The sequence below is a fragment of the Azomonas macrocytogenes genome (assembly GCF_014191985.1).
Taxonomy (GTDB): domain Bacteria; phylum Pseudomonadota; class Gammaproteobacteria; order Pseudomonadales; family Pseudomonadaceae; genus Azomonas; species Azomonas macrocytogenes.
Genome location: NZ_JACHXI010000024.1, coordinates 1 through 15,434 on the forward strand (window position 1 = coordinate 1; position 15,434 = coordinate 15,434).

Annotated in this window: 14 protein-coding genes; 10 read left to right on the forward strand and 4 right to left on the reverse strand. The window is 54.7% G+C overall.

Features of this window, described 5'->3' with window-relative positions; genetic code table 11:
- Nucleotides 1-223 (forward strand): substrate-binding domain-containing protein (locus FHR87_RS16840; protein WP_183167903.1); only part of this gene is annotated, 223 nt, incomplete at its 5' end.
- Between the two features lie 388 nt (nt 224-611).
- Complete coding sequence (locus FHR87_RS16845; RefSeq protein WP_183167904.1) at nt 612-1,592, forward strand: glucokinase; 981 nt, start codon at nt 612-614, stop codon at nt 1,590-1,592.
- Between the two features lie 179 nt (nt 1,593-1,771).
- Here the strand turns inward: FHR87_RS16845 and FHR87_RS19320 are convergent, their stop codons facing one another.
- Entirely contained in the window at nt 1,772-2,209 is a 438-nt protein-coding gene (locus FHR87_RS19320; RefSeq protein ID WP_246336080.1) for a hypothetical protein, read from the reverse strand.
- A complete protein-coding gene (locus FHR87_RS19325) occupies nt 2,196-2,504 on the reverse strand; it encodes a phospholipase D family protein (protein ID WP_246336081.1) in 309 nt (102 codons plus the stop codon). Before FHR87_RS19325 ends, FHR87_RS19320 begins: the two co-directional genes overlap by 14 nt.
- A gap of 410 nt (nt 2,505-2,914) precedes the next feature.
- On the opposite strand from FHR87_RS19325, the gene FHR87_RS16855 reads away from it, so the two are divergent.
- Genes FHR87_RS16855 through arsJ form a run of 8 tightly spaced genes read left to right on the forward strand, consistent with a single transcriptional unit; the run spans nt 2,915 to nt 8,736 of the window.
- Nucleotides 2,915-3,328, forward strand: coding sequence for an arsenate reductase ArsC (locus tag FHR87_RS16855; RefSeq protein WP_183167905.1), 414 nt, complete (start codon nt 2,915-2,917; stop codon nt 3,326-3,328).
- A gap of 7 nt (nt 3,329-3,335) precedes the next feature.
- The gene (locus FHR87_RS16860; protein ID WP_183167906.1) at nt 3,336-3,692 is read left to right on the forward strand and encodes a metalloregulator ArsR/SmtB family transcription factor; all 357 of its coding nucleotides are present in this window, start codon (nt 3,336-3,338) and stop codon (nt 3,690-3,692) included.
- 45 nt (nt 3,693-3,737) lie between these two features.
- A complete protein-coding gene (locus FHR87_RS16865) occupies nt 3,738-4,139 on the forward strand; it encodes an arsenate reductase ArsC (RefSeq protein WP_183167907.1) in 402 nt (133 codons plus the stop codon).
- 17 nt (nt 4,140-4,156) lie between these two features.
- Nucleotides 4,157-5,218 carry an ACR3 family arsenite efflux transporter gene (arsB, locus tag FHR87_RS16870; RefSeq protein ID WP_183167908.1) on the forward strand — a complete coding sequence of 354 codons (1,062 nt, stop codon included), beginning with the start codon at nt 4,157-4,159 and terminating at the stop codon, nt 5,216-5,218.
- Between the two features lie 2 nt (nt 5,219-5,220).
- The gene (gene arsH, locus FHR87_RS16875; protein WP_183167909.1) at nt 5,221-5,937 is read left to right on the forward strand and encodes an arsenical resistance protein ArsH; all 717 of its coding nucleotides are present in this window, start codon (nt 5,221-5,223) and stop codon (nt 5,935-5,937) included.
- 27 nt (nt 5,938-5,964) lie between these two features.
- The gene (locus FHR87_RS16880) at nt 5,965-6,462 is read left to right on the forward strand and encodes a phosphatase domain-containing protein (RefSeq protein ID WP_183167910.1); all 498 of its coding nucleotides are present in this window, start codon (nt 5,965-5,967) and stop codon (nt 6,460-6,462) included.
- A 26-nt stretch (nt 6,463-6,488) separates the two neighbouring features.
- Nucleotides 6,489-7,493 carry an ArsJ-associated glyceraldehyde-3-phosphate dehydrogenase gene (locus FHR87_RS16885; RefSeq protein ID WP_183167911.1) on the forward strand — a complete coding sequence of 335 codons (1,005 nt, stop codon included), beginning with the start codon at nt 6,489-6,491 and terminating at the stop codon, nt 7,491-7,493.
- 19 nt (nt 7,494-7,512) lie between these two features.
- Entirely contained in the window at nt 7,513-8,736 is a 1,224-nt protein-coding gene (arsJ, locus tag FHR87_RS16890; RefSeq protein ID WP_183167912.1) for an organoarsenical effux MFS transporter ArsJ, read from the forward strand.
- Between the two features lie 115 nt (nt 8,737-8,851).
- On the opposite strand, the gene FHR87_RS16895 is transcribed toward arsJ, so the two are convergent.
- Nucleotides 8,852-9,655, reverse strand: a complete 804-nt coding sequence (locus tag FHR87_RS16895; RefSeq protein ID WP_183167913.1) for a sulfite exporter TauE/SafE family protein — start codon at nt 9,653-9,655, stop codon at nt 8,852-8,854.
- Nucleotides 9,656-9,861: 206 nt separating this feature from the next.
- On the reverse strand, nt 9,862-15,417 hold the full coding sequence (locus tag FHR87_RS16900; protein WP_183167914.1) for an Ig-like domain-containing protein: 5,556 nt from the start codon (nt 15,415-15,417) through the stop codon (nt 9,862-9,864).
- Nucleotides 15,418-15,434: the final 17 nt, after the last annotated feature.

The window sequence follows — 15,434 nt, forward strand, 5'->3', positions numbered from 1 at the left end:
CCAATACCTGCTCAGCCGTGGCCTGCGTATTCCTGCCGATATAGCAATACTCGGCTACGACAACATGGTAGGCGTTGCCGAGCTGTTCTATCCACTACTGACCACCGTGCAACTTCCTTATTACGAAATGGGTCGCCAGGCCGCACAACATTTGATCGAAAATCGGAATGAACCCTTTATTCACAGGATCAATTGTCCCATCGTGGATCGCCAATCTTGGTAATTCAAACCGCCATCTAACGATCTTATTATTATGGTTTTACTGTTAACGTTAACATATATACGCGCTAGGTATTCATCCATTCGCTGAGTGACCTACTTTAGCAGCTACTCTCTCTACAAAGATTTGCCACATAGTTTGCCTTTGTAATTTTTGATTTGGTAGAAAGATCCACAAACATAGTAGTAATAGCTTGTTATTTCAAGTGTTAATCATAAAAACAAGGAGCTGGAACCATGCTGGTCACTTCAAAATTTTTGAACTTCATCGTTTTTAACAGTATTAATCGAAGCAATAGTTTTATCTATAACACACTCCATACTGGCTTATCGAAGAAACCGAGTGTTTCTTCTGGAGAAGGATTTTGGTATCCACTGCCGGAGGAGCTGAAATGAAATTGGCATTGGTTGGCGACATCGGGGGCACTAATGCGCGCTTCGCTCTGTGGAACAATGGACAGATAAAGTCAGTGAAAACACTGGCTGCTGCCGATTTTGCCAGTCCGGAGTTGGCGATCGGGCATTACTTATCCTCCCTCGGATTGGCCCCAGACACACTCTCTAACCTGTGTTTGGGCTGTGCTGGTCCAGTGTCGGGCGAGAATTTTCGTTTCACTAACAATCACTGGACCCTGAACCGCACTGCTTTTCGCCAGGCATTGGAGCTGGATAATCTCTTATTGATTAATGACTTCACCGCTATGGCGCTGGGTATGACACGCTTGCGTGAAAGTGAGCGCATTCAGATTTGTCCTGGCGCGGCGGAATCTGGCAGCCCATCGCTGGTAATAGGTCCGGGTACGGGTTTGGGTGTCAGTACTCTGCTGCCTGATGACAAAGACCAATGGAGGGTTCTGTCCGGTGAAGGCGGACATGTCGATCTACCCATTGGCAGTCTGCGTGAAGCGGCATTATGGCAGCAGCTTTTCGGTGAACTTGGCCATGTGCGGGCCGAAGATATTCTCAGTGGCAGCGGTTTGACACGACTCTACCGTTCTATTTGCGCTTTGGATAAGCATGTTCCGCAATTGAGCACACCTGCCGAGATCAGCGCTGCAGCTCTGGCCGGAGACCCAGTTGCAGAGGAGGTTCTGAGTTTATTCTGCATCTGGCTCGGGCGCGTTACAGGCAATAATGTATTGACCATGGGGACTCGCGGGGGCGTGTATATCGTCGGTGGTGTAATTCCGCGCTTTGCAACCTTTTTCCAATCTAGTGGCTTCGCTGACAGCCTGTGCAGCAAGGGCAGCATGAGTCATTACCTCAAAGGTGTGCCAGTCTGGCTGGTAACAGCCGAATATCCGGGCTTGGAAGGCGCCGGCGTTGCCTTGCAGCAAATGCTGGAATCTGCCAGCAATTTTCCTGGCAGATAAACTGCGCACAAGCGAGGTGGTCCTCTTGGCTTCCATTTGGTTCGATCCAGGCTTCTAAAAAAGTTGGCCAAGATCGAGGATCTTGATTGAATCGTACTCCCAGCGTTCAACCTAGCTCATCCTGCAACAACCGAGGCAAGCATTCAGGTTGAACGTTTTCTCTTGAATTCGATACTTATCTAAACACCCGTTTCCAATTGAAGATTCGCGAGCCACAGGAAATAAAACCCACTGGCACCTTTGCGAAACTCACCCCCCACCTCTTTGCCTTTGTCCGTCAAGTAAAGAAGTTGGCCTTTGAGCTCAAGCAAGCCTGCAGCAACCAAACGCTCTGTCAGTTCGGCAGTTTTGATACCCCATGCAGCTGCAAACTTTGCAGTGGTGAGTTTTGCCATCTGGCCAGGTGTAGAGGAAAGATCGGACGGTTGGTCATCGTGAGCTTGGGAGGGGCTATCATCTCTTGCTACTTTTTCCATGGCGATTCTTACCTCATCGCTTACCCGAATAAGGCGTTGCGCCTCTTCGTATGCTTCACGATAGGTTTCACCATCCGATTCACGCGATAGGAATACTCCCATTTCGTTGTTATTTACTTGAGAGAACTCATAAAGATTCATGACTGCTAATAATGCAGGCTTCTTCGTTTAAATAGCATTTTGCATGTAAATTCTTGCAGAAACTGGTACGAATGAACGTCAGGTTTTTTAGCCAATTAATCTCGTCTGGATGCAGTTCGCTTTTGCCATAGACAATTCTGACATCAATTTTCAGCCGATTTTTATCTTCGAGAAGTTCTCGAATGCGGTCGTTAAGTTTTAAAAATGGGCTAATCAGAATCAACTGCTCGCGAGCACCTTTGATCAATTCCTCAAGAAAATAATTAGTCGCGCTGGTATTTAAAAATTTCGCCATTGTACTGCTATCCAGTATTGAGATTAACGTACAGGATAATGGCACTTTACCAAAAGCCAAACATGGCTCATTACGTCATGTGATCCCTGTGATCAACTATATGTGGTCGGGCTTGTCCACTGGGCCAATCTGGATGATGGCCATCAGATCGAGAATCCGCGCTGGTTGCGCGAAGCGCTGCCGCGTCTGGCTGAGCTTCAGCGGTAATCGTACGTTAATCTTTCTGCAACTGACTGTTGACGAATCACATGTTCCCTTTCAGGAAAGCGGCATTATTGCTGTTGAAAGGGGCGATCAGCGGACTGAGTCTATCCTGTGAAGACAGAAGGCATGTGGCTGCTCTCAAATTCTTTACTAAATATATGGATAGTCGTATATTCATAAATACGTATATTATTTGAGGCTCCGCCATGAGCGATAAGACTCGCGTGCTCTTCGTCTGCGTTGCCAACGCGGCCCGCTCCCAGTTAGCTGAGGCGCTGCTGCGTCATACCGATCCCGAGCACTTCGAAGCGTTCAGTGCCGGTACAGCGCCGAGCGCAATCGATCCGAACACCTATGAGGTATTACAGCACCTCGGAGTCAGCACGGAAGGGTTGCGCAGTAAAGCGATCGATGAGTTTGCCGGGGAGCGGTTCGAATACGTCATTACCCTGTGCGATAAGTCGGCATCGGAATGTCATGCACTTCCTGGGGCTGGTGAAGTTATGGCTTGGGATTTCGAAGACCCGGTGACCAGCGATAGACCCAATGCATTTCGCCACACCCTTCACGAGATCCACGAACGCATCAAGTTGTTCGTTTTGGCGAAAACCAGACGCTGAGGCCGACATGACTGACCACCTGACCCTCCCCATCGTATTCAAATGTCTGGCTGATGAAACCCGTATTCGCCTGATACTGCTCATCACTCGCGAGGAAGAACTCTGCGTTTGCGAGCTGACCTGTGCGCTGGATGAAAGCCAGCCGAAGATTTCCCGGCACCTGGCGCAACTGCGCACCTGCGGATTACTGGAGGATCGCCGCCAAGGACAGTGGGTGTACTACCGCTTGCACCCCAAGCTGCCGGATTGGGTTACCAAGGTTTTGCAGACCGTGCTGGACACCAATAAGCACTGGCTCAGCCCTGATTTGAAACGCCTCGAAAGCATGGGTGACCGCCCTGAGCGGGCGGCTATCTGCTGTTGACCTCAAGACCATCCGGGCCGCCTTCGGTCCCAACGAGACAATCCGATGAAAGTTCTATTTCTCTGCACCGCCAACAGCTGCCGCAGCATCCTCTGCGAGGCTGTGTTCAATCATCTGGCTCCGCCAGGAAGGCGGGCTTACAGCGCCGGCAGTCAGCCTAAAGGAGAAGTGCACCCGCAGAGCCTGAAGGCACTGGAGAAGGCTGGAATTTCCACCGAAGGTCTGTACAGCAAGTCCAGCGATGCTCATACAGTTTTAAATCCGAACTTTGTTATTAGCGTGTGCGACAAGGCTGCCGGCGAGGCCTGCCCAGTGTTCTTCGGGACGGCGATCAAGGTCACCCTGAAGCAGATTCAAACCCGTATCCAAGCTTTCTTGGCATTTCCCTTCGATCAGTTGAGTGCGGAACAACTCAAGACGGAGCTGGCCCTGATCGGCACGCTCTGACAACAGGAGGTATGACGATGAGCAAAAGCCGTCTTTCCTTTCTGGATCGTTACCTGACGATCTGGATTTTTCTGGCCATGGCGCTGGGCGTCGGCCTGGGCAGCCTGTTCGAAGGCCTGCCGGGCTGGCTGAACAGCCTGTCCGTGGGCTCGACCAATATTCCCATTGCCATCGGCCTGATCGTGATGATGTACCCGCCACTGGCCAAGGTGAAATACGAAGAGTTGCATCAAGTCTTTTCCGATAAGCGCCTTCTGGCCTTGTCGCTGATCCAAAACTGGGTAATCGGTCCGCTGCTGATGTTCGTGTTGGCTATTGTTTTTCTTGCGGACAAACCGGAATACATGACTGGCCTGATCTTGATCGGCCTGGCACGCTGTATCGCTATGGTGCTGGTGTGGAATCAGATCGCCGGGGGTAATAACCAGTATGTCGCGGGTCTGGTGGCCTTCAACAGTATCTTTCAAATCCTGTTTTTCAGCGTGTACGCCTGGATCTTCCTCGGCCTGCTGCCGCCATTATTCGGCCTTGAAGGCAGTGTGATCAAGACTAGCTTCCTCGACATCGCCGGGTCGGTACTGATCTACCTGGGCATCCCATTCCTGGCTGGATTCCTGACGCGCAAGTTGCTAATTGCCCGCAAAGGTGAAGCTTGGTATCAGGAGCATTTTATTCCGAAGATCAGTCCGCTGACCTTGATTGCATTGCTGTTGACCATCGTCGCGATGTTTAGCCTCAAGGGCGACATGGTGCTACAACTACCGTTCGATGTTCTACGCATCGCTATCCCGCTGAGCATTTATTTCGTGCTGATGTTCTTTGTCAGCTTCTGGATGGGCAAGTTTCTCGAGGCAGACTATCCGCGCATCACTGCACTGGCATTCACGGCTGCCAGCAACAATTTCGAACTGGCCATTGCCGTGGCCATCGCGACCTTCGGCTTGGCTTCACCGGTGGCCTTTGCGACCGTCATCGGTCCGCTGGTGGAAGTTCCCGTACTGATTTCCCTGGTCAGCGTGGCCTTCTGGCTCAAACGCCGTTGGTTCGATCAGCACGAAAGCACTCTCGCACAGGAGTAATCATGCTCAACGATCATATCCCCAACCTGGTTAGCGAGCTGGTCGACCTACCGACCTCGGACAAGCTCGGCTTGCCGTCGCAGTCGGAACACAAGCCACGCATTCTGCTGCTCTACGGCTCCAACCGCGAGCGTTCCTACAGCCGCCTGCTCGTGCGGGAAGCGGCTCGTCTACTCGAGCACTTTGGTGCCGAGACGCGCATTTTCGATCCTTCCGGCCTACCGCTACCGGACGATGTACCGGACACCCATCCCAAGGTGCAGGAACTGCTCGATCTGGTGCTCTGGTCGGAAGGCCAGGTGTGGTGCTCGCCGGAACGGCATGGTGCCATGAGCGCAGTGTTCAAAGCGCAGATCGACTGGATTCCGCTGAGCATGGGCGCGATCCGTCCGACTCAGGGCAAGACCCTGGCGCTGATGCAAGTGTGCGGTGGTTCGCAGTCGTTCAATGCAGTGAACCAGATGCGTGTGCTCGGTCGTTGGATGCGCATGTTCGCTATCCCCAACCAATCCTCGGTGGCCAAGGCCTTTCTGGAATTTGACGAGGTTGGACGCATGAAACCCTCGGCCTATTACGACCGGGTGGTGGACGTGATGGAGGAACTGGTCAAGTTCACCCTGTTGCTGCGCGACCGGTCCGACTATCTGGTCGACCGTTACTCCGAACGTAAAGAGTCGGCCGAAGAATTGTCTCGTCGCGTCAATCAGCGCGCTATTTGAAATCCGGAAACGCAAGGAGCACGCATCGTGCCGCACCCCTATGACATTCTCGACGTACCCGGCCGCTCGGGCCGCCTGATTTTCACCCCCTGCCCAGGACTCAAGGACACCAGCCTCGACAGTGCTCTGGATACCCTGCAGGCAGCCGGTGCCGAAGCGCTGATCACGCTGATGCCGCAGGAGGAGTTAAACCAGAACCAGATCGTCGACTTACCGGAACGTTGTGCCCACCGCAATCTGGAATGGTTCCACTTGCCGGTGGCCGATGAGCAGGAACCGGAAGCGGCCTTCGACGCCGCCTGGGCGGCAGCATGGCCACGTATCCACCAGCTACTCGACGAAGGACGCAGCCCGGCCATCCATTGCAAGGGGGGCTCCGGGCGTACCGGTTTGATCGCTGCGCGCATCCTGATCACGTGCGGCGTGCCACCCGCCGAGGCCATTGCGCAAGTGCAAGCGCTGCGGCCTCGATCCATCCAGAACTCAGTCCACATGGCCTGGATTGGACAATTCGACGTCAAATGACCCCAATCAATTTTGGAAACGACACCATGACCATCAAAGTGGGCATCAATGGCTTTGGCCGTATCGGACGCCTAGCCCTGCGCGCCGCCTGGGGCTGGCCAGAACTGGAGTTCGTGCAGATCAACGATCCGGCAGGCGATGCGGCGACCCATGCCCATCTGCTTAACTTCGACTCGGTGCATGGCCGCTGGCAGCACGAAGCCAACGCTGACGGTGACGGTGTGGTAATCGACGGCAAGCGCATTCGGGTCACCACCAACCGAGCTATCGCCGACACCGACTGGTCGGGCTGTGATGTGGTGATCGAGGCCAGTGGCAAGATGACCAAGGTTGCCCTGCTGCAAGCTTATCTGGGGCTTGGCGTGAAGCGCGTAGTGGTCAGTGCACCGGTCAAGGAGCCAGGTGTGCTCAACGTGGTGATGGGAGTGAACGATTGGCGCTTCAACCCCGCAGAGCATCGCATCGTCACTGCTGCCTCCTGCACCACTAACTGTCTGGCGCCGTTGGTCAAGGTGATCCACGAGAATCTGGGTATTCGTCACGGTGCAATTACCACTATCCACGATCTGACCAATACCCAGAGCATTCTCGACCAGCCACACAAGGACCTACGGCGCGCCCGCGCCTCGGGGATGAGTCTGATCCCCACTACCACCGGTTCAGCCACAGCTATCGCCGAAATCTTTCCAGAATTGCGCGGTCGCCTGAACGGCCACGCCGTGCGAGTGCCACTGGCTAACGCTTCGCTGACCGATTGCGTATTCGAAGTAAAGCGTGCCACTAGCGTGGAGGAGGTCAACCAACTCCTTAAGGAAGCTGCTGCCGGTGAACTCAAGGGCATTCTCGGCTATGAAGAGCGGCCGTTGGTATCCGTCGATTACCGTACCGATCCACGTTCGTCCATCGTCGATGCACTGTCGACTATGGTAGTCAACGGCACTCAGGTGAAGCTTTATGCCTGGTACGACAACGAATGGGGTTATGCCAACCGTGCCGTGGAACTGGCGCGATTGGTCGGTTTGGCCAACTGACGTGCAAGCAGGAGCTGATATGCACATGCTGTCGAAACTTGCCCCGGAGATCCGCCAGTACCTGCTGGTTACCGGCAATTATTGGGCCTTCACGCTCACCGACGGTGCTTTGCGCATGCTGGTGGTGCTGCACTTCCATGAGCTTGGCTACAGCCCATTGGAAATTGCTCTGCTGTTCGTCTTCTACGAATTTTTCGGCGTGGTCACTAATCTGGTCGGCGGTTGGCTGGGGGCGCACCTGGGTCTCAATCGCACCATGAACATTGGCCTAGGCTTGCAGGTGGTCGCGCTATTAATGCTTACCGTACCGGCAACGATGCTCACCGTGCCTTGGGTGATGGCGGCGCAGGCACTGTCCGGCATTGCCAAGGATCTTAACAAGATGAGCGCTAAGAGCTCGATCAAGCTCCTGGTCACGGATGGGCAACAGGGTACGCTCTATAAATGGGTAGCCGTGTTGACCGGCTCGAAAAATGCCCTCAAGGGGGTAGGCTTCTTTTTGGGTGGCGCACTGCTCGCCTGGCTGGGTTTTACCGGCGCGGTACTGGCTATGGCAGCGGTATTGGCAGTGATCTGGCTGGCCAGTCTGGCGCTCCTGAAAAAGGATTTGGGTAAGGCCAAGAGCAAGCCGAAATTCCGTGAAATCTGGTCGAAGAGTCGAGCCATTAATGTTCTCTCTGCCGCTCGGTTGTTTCTCTTCGGGGCACGCGATGTGTGGTTCGTGGTGGCGCTACCGGTGTATCTGACCAGCCAGTTTGGTTGGGACTTCTGGCAGGTTGGCGGCTTTCTGGCCCTGTGGGTGATTGGCTACGGCATCGTCCAGTCGTTCGCTCCGTATCTCACCGGCAAGCGGCGTGGCCAGGTGCCGGATGGCCGCGCGGCCTTCGGCTGGGCGCTGTCGCTGGCCTGGCTGCCGGCGGCCATCGCCATGGGCCTGGGCACCACGGAAGTGTCTGCCCAGACGGTGCTGATCGGCGGACTGCTGCTGTTCGGCGCGCTGTTCGCCGTCAATTCCTCGCTGCACAGCTACCTGATAGTCAGTTACGCGAAAGAAGACGGCGTGTCGCTGGATGTAGGCTTCTACTACATGTCCAATGCACTAGGCCGCTTGATCGGTACGTTGCTCTCGGGGTGGGTGTTCCAGGCGTATGGCTTGGAAGCCTGCCTGTGGGTATCCAGCACCTTTGTCTTGCTGGCCGCGCTGATTTCCGTCGCCTTACCCAGACACGCCGAGACGACGTGAGCCAGCAGGTATCTATGTCAACTTAAAATATGCCTCCGTTGCCACTGCCTATCGGCCGGGGGCTCTTATCTTATCGTTCAGGTAGCTTCTCGAGTGTTGCTGAACACGATTGTATTCACTGGTGTCGCCACACCTTGAAGGACGAGATGACGAGAATCAGGGCCAGCATCGGCAGCAGCAGTGTGTTTGGAACTATGCCAAGCAGGTTTGCGCCGATCCAGGCCCCCAGTAGAGAGCCAGTGGCCATAGCCAGGACGAATAGTTTGTTCTCGCGAAGGACCGCGAAGCTGTCATCAGTGCTGTAGCGGGTGAAGCCAACGATCATGGTTGGTAAGCTCACGAGCAGAGAAAGGCTGCCGGCCAGCTTGACATCCGCCCCAAACAGTAACACCAAGGTTGGGATCAGCAACTCTCCGCCTGCAATGCCCATCAGTGAAGCGATGACGCCGATGGCAAAACCGCTAACTACTCCCGCTACCATTTGCATCCACCCCGTCAACAACGGTTCGGTTGCGCCTTGCTCATGGCCGAACAGTAGCACCACGGCGATAAACACCAACAAGATGGCGAGGACTCGATAAAGCGTCTGGCTGCGCATTCGCATTGCCCAGCTTGCTCCCAGCCACGCGCCGATAAGGCTGCCTGAAAGCAGGTTAACGACAATGGGCCAATGCGCAGAGAGTTCTTCCAGGGGTACCGCTTTCATGCGAAACAGAAGAGCGGAAGCAACGACAACCAGGCTCATGGCCTTGTTCAGGATGACAGCGGACAGCGCGGCAAAACCGAATACGCCGATCAGCAGTGGTAGGCGAAATTCGGCCCCCCCCAAGCCGATCAGGCCACCAAGCGCACCGATTATCAGGCCACCTGCGAGAGCCTGAGTAAGTCGGACAGTGGATACTTCATGAGTGATCAGCATGTAATTTTCATTCCTAGGAAAGTCATAATTCCAATATTTTTAAATATATAGCGATTATATGGCTTCCCCTACTCAAACTGACAGAGGAGCGCACAGAATTTGGAAAAATTGCTATGCGTATGATTTTTCCGAATTCTGCAGGCTCCTTATCTCCATTAAAAATGCCGGGACTCGCCCGGCACTGTAGCTTGCTGCGGTTAGTGACGTTACGGATTAGCACTCACAGGCTGTGACCGTCCGTTCGAGTCATCGATGGCCACCACCGAAACCGGCGGCATTTGCGCAACATCCCGCTTGGAAATGCTGACACGCTTGCCGCTGACAGATGGGATCGTGCCATTGATGATCCATTCATAACGGCGCACACGTCCATCGGAGTCTTCACAGTTGGCATAGACGATCCAGCTCGAGGAGGTGTCTTCCACTTTCGTGGTGCACGTCGGAAGGTGATTGGGAATCACGCTCAGATTCAACTGCCCTTCCACTGTTTTGCCCATCAGGGTAGTGGCTTGCACTCCCAGCTGCGCATTACCTGCCCCCAGCGTGTAATACCCATAGAAGCCTGTGCCCTCGATTGGCTGACCGTTTAGGGTGAAAGAGCGTTGAACGATCTTGTCCAGAGGATGGCCACCGGAGAACTCGGGTTTCAGCACCACGGATACGGGCTCGCGCAGATCGGCATTGTTGGCGCGGTATGGCATGCCCACGACCCACGGCTCGGCTGGGGTCAGGGAAAGCGGATACTCGGCCACGGCCTGGTTGCCCCGGGCATCTGTCACCTTGGCTCGCAAGGTATAGTCGCCGGGTTCATTCAGGCTTAACGTGGCTTTTGAACCATTGATCACCACATTTTGCGCGCTTTCCGGCAGTTGCCACTCGTATTGCGGTGACTCCAGTTCGCTGCTGTAACCCACCTTGCGCACACTCAGTTTCACGTCTGCCGGGGCGACATTCGCCGTGGCCTGGTAGTTGATGGCAAATTCAGGCCAGATGTACTTCCAGACCCGCATGGTATAGCTCGCACTACTCTCGGCCCCCTGATCACGTAACCCCTCGATCCAGCCGGTATAGCGGATGGCCGCTGAACCGGTGGTCAGGTCATCCTCGGTAGGACTGTAATCCAGTGTAGTACCGGGGACTACGCTGCCATTGGGCAACGTGAACTCACCGCCCAGGGGCTCCTGCATGTCGCCATAGGGGGGATAGAGTGTGACCGTGATCGGATAGGATTTGCCGACTTCGACCCGTGCCGGCCCACTCAAGCGTACTCGCGGTGGCCTGATCGCATAGAAACTGGCGCGCAAGCGATTCGTGGTATAGGCCTGAGCATCCTCGGCGGGTGCGTTGGCCATTCGTACACGCGCCTTCAGGCGATAGGAGGTTGGTTTATCACTGGTCAGGGTGAGGGATGGGCCGGTTGACGTATAGGTGACACCATCATCCGTGGACCACTCAACGACAGATTGATCATACGCCAACGGTGCATCGTTGAGCGTGACAGCCGCCTGGAACGTCGCCTGGCTACCGACGAATTGGTTCGGTGCCCCCGTTATCTTGATCTTGGGAATTTCATAAGCGGTGAGCTCCATTGTTTCCGTGAAGAATTCAGTGCCCGAGTAGACATTGCTGATACGAGCCCGCAACAGGTATTTGCCGGCACTGAACGCTTGCTGGAACACCATCTTACGGCGCGGTTCAGGAGTGGTCGGCACCCAGCTCTGACCATTGTCGGCGCTGACCTCCCAGGTGACGTCACCCAATGACCGGGCTTTGTATTGATCATCAATGAGCAGGCGTGCATTAACCGTGAACGGTGCCGGCCCCGACAGCCGCCGGACATTGAGTTGGCCATCCACGCTACCCCCATAGAGCAAGGTGATATAGGCCGTCTGGCTGGACTGCACGATTCGCTCGAACCAGGGGTACTGACTGACCAGACGAGCTTCGGCTACAAGGCGCAGCGTGGTCTTGTCTGCCTCGGAGACATCGACATTGAAGCTGGCCGTGCCGCCGTTGGCATCGACATACGGGGCCAGCTCTTTGAAGGTGTTGGCCGACACCTGATTGAGCAGGCGTATCTGCCATTTTCCCATTACCTGTTCATCATAGGGAGCCGTGGGCTGATACTGATCCTTTATATTTACCGTGACCGGCAAGGCTTCGGTTCCCAGCACTTTGGTGGAACTGATCTCCGCGTACGGTTTGACCGACTCTGCCAAGCCTGCCACCAGGTTATACGTGGCCTGCGTGCTGACATCTGGTAGCTTGGCATAGGCCACCTTGACCGTGACCGGCGAGTTCGACCAGAAGCTCGATGCCGCTGCTTCGAGGCGGCGTTTCAGGGTGGTGGCTGCGCTGATTGAATTAGCCGGAAAGGTTTGATCTTCCAGTACCGTGCCGTTACGTTCAATGTGAACATTCAGATCCGCGCCGTTACCGGTAATGGTCGCGTCCCCCACATAGCCGCCACTGACAGGTACCACCAGGGTGTTTTCATTGCGCGGTAGCCGCGAATCGAGGCTGATGACCGGCGCCGGCGGATTCACCACTGTTATATTGGCGCTCTGCTGGGCCAGGGTGGCCTGAATGCCGCTTTTGGAAAAGAGACTTACACGCCATTTAAGCTGTTCCGTCGCCACATTGCTCAGGTAACCCGAGACTTGCGGCTGATCCAGCTTGGTGTTTTGGCTCAGTCCCGGCGGCAGCTGTTGCCATTCGAACAAACACGTCTTACCCGAGCCGCTGGTTGTGCTTCTCTGCGCATCGCTCAAGGCTCGGTCTGCCGACAGGGTCAACGCGCAACTGATTCCGTTTGTTTGTTCCAGACGGACATCGACATTCTGGATCGCGCGCAGGACCTGGGATAGATCGCTCGTAGGTGACAATTCAACCGCACCGAGCGGACTGGTCACGTTGATCGCGTGGGTACCCTGGCCAATCTTTACCTTGCTGCCATCACCGTTATAGAGGTAGGCGTTATACGCCAGAGACTGCGCTCCCACCTGCTCCGCCTGGCCCGCGACCTGTATGCCATTCACCAGCTCGGTCAGCTCTGCCCCAGCAGGTTTTGCTGTCCACTCAATCAGACACACCGGTCCCGAAAGAGGATCCGCTGCCCGGGCTTTGGCATCGTCCATCGTCAGGTGGCACGGCACGCCCGCGGCCGGTTTGGCGCTGATACTCAGTGGATCGATGATCTGACGTAATGACCAGGCGTTGGACTGCAAGGCCACATCGCCCTTCCAGAGATGAATATTGGCGACAGCAATCGGTGAGTTAGGCGCTGTGGTATTGATCAGCAGCGTGGCTACGCCCGTCTGGCCTGCCTGAGCTGCGCGTACGGAAACATTGATGCGACCATCGGAATCCACAAAGCTCTGCTGATACGTCACCGTCTTGCTTTCTCCCGGCGACAGCATTACACCATTGACCACCAGGGGAACCGCGGAGTCTGAGCGCAAGGTCGCGATCACATCGTAGGAGCCTTGCACCAGGCTACCGTCGCTCAGCGTCAACGGTTCCGTCTGGATAACGGGCAGCCCATTTTTATGCACGACATCCTGTTCAACCGAGGGCACATAGATCTCACCCGTCCCGACGGACACCTGGCGCGGGCTGTAGGTAAAGGTCACCGTCTTCTGGACCGAATTCCCCTGAGCGTCCACCGCTGCGACGGTGAGGCGATATTGCTCGCCCTGCGCCAGCGTTGGAAACATGATCGGGTATTCCAGCGCATAGTTGCCGTTACCCAGCGAGCGCCAAGACAGGTTGACGTTCTCACCGGCCGGGCCACCCTGCAAGTTGATCGAAGTCAGATTCGGTGTTGGGTCCACTGAGTCGACTAGCTTGATCGCAATATCATCCAGGGAGGAAATATCCGCGGCAGCGGTCACGTTCAGCGTCGGTGCCGTGCGGTCAACCACGACCGGCCCCTCGATGGGACTGGTCACCGTGTGACCATAACGATCTTGCCCACTCAGCGCGATGCTGTAAGTGCCATCCGGCAGCGTAGAATAGTTATAGGTGATACGGCTGTTATAGAGCGTGTAGTCTTCTTTTTGGATCTGGGTAAGAGTGTATTGTTGTTGGGTACTGAGATTGACTGCCGTGGCTTTTCTTGAAATAAAACCAAACCGCCAGGAGTCGCTGGAATTGAGTTCCTGGTAAGGCACTTCAAAGGTGCCCGTTACCCTTTTATTGGCTTCATCGTTCACGACATCGACAATCAGGGGTTCATTAAAATCAAAGGTCAATATAAATCGGCCGGCCCTAATAAAGCCGAAAGTCCCTTTACTAGCATTACCTTCAGCTTCATCGAAATAGATCCACCAATTAAAAGCACCCGCTTTCATATTGGGAGTAATAGCTTTATTATAGCCAGCTACTTCACAGTAATAGCTTCCTGCTGGAATCACACAGCTGGGTGAGTTGGGACCATCCGCTTTAAAATAGACAGGGTATGTCGTTGGGTTATTTAATTTGAAGCGTATGCCTGTAATTACCGTAGAGTTTCCAATATAGGAAATATGACTGGTATCTGCCTGAGTGGCTCCACTGTACCAGTCAGACGAGCCATCAAACTGCAGCTGCAGCATCCAGTCATTTGCTGTAGTAGAAGGCCGCGGAGCTTCCGTGATGCCAGTTATAGGCTTTAGCTGCATTTGAAGACTTGGCTTGAAGTCAGTGTAGCTCCCTGATTTGGTTGCGATGCGCCAGTAGGAATCATCAATCCCGTTAGGATAAACCCACTGTAACGTTGCCTGAATGGTTGTTGTACTGGTGATGTACGCTGTATCTCCCACAATCTGTACCGCCCAGCCGTGTCCCGTGTTGGGATCAATGCCAATGCCATTGGGGTTTTCGCTCGCCAGAGCACTTTTTGGCACCTTGAGACGGACTTTGGTGGGATTCTGTTTGACCGTCATGCCCGGCGTGTAAGGAATCCAGGTGCCTGTCACATCGTCCCAGATATCGGAGTATTGAAGACCCACCGGGAATGTGTGGTCCACATAGGAGTCACGGCTAACCAGGGTTTCATTACCCGCTTTGTCTGTGAGCTTGAAACCCAGTTCGTACTGAACATCATCGGTCGGAAAGACGGATCGAAGGAAGGAAGATCCACGCAGAAAAGCCGAGGCCTGATGTGCGGTGTCATCGTAAGAGGCATTTAGCCATTTCGTGATGCCAGTAGCCTTTTCCTTACCGTAGAACTGAACGGAATCAATCCCGGATGTGTCACTAATCCCTCGCAAGAAAAGGGTATCCGTCCCCACGCCAATCATCCCGATGCTGCCAGGCAGTCCGGCGAATCGAGACCAGTCCAGCGAGGCGTTAGCCGTCGGTTTGGTTGTATCAACTACCCAGGGATAACTCTCGCTTTGCATCACGGCCCCGGAAGTCGAAAGAATCTCGGCTTTCAGGGTATAGCTCCCCTCGGCGGGTGCCATAAAAGACAGCTCAGCACCGTAGTAATCGGTGCCGTTGACGGTAATCCGGCTGGTGGCTCCCAATAGCTCACTGGTGACCGATTGCACCACCGTCCCCACATTGTTCAGAACGGACAAACGCACTTTCCGGTCGATACCGCCCGAGAGTGCCGCCGTGATCGTACCGAGCGGATTGACATAGGTCGTACCAGGCTTCAGCGCTTTCTGCGTTCCATCGACAGCCGTGAACCGATATTCGATCAGTTCAGCGTGAGCTGCCATGGAAACAAACGAGAGCGAGGCTATCAACCCCGCTAGTTTAGTTCGTGGTTTCACGTAAATCCCCTTATCCG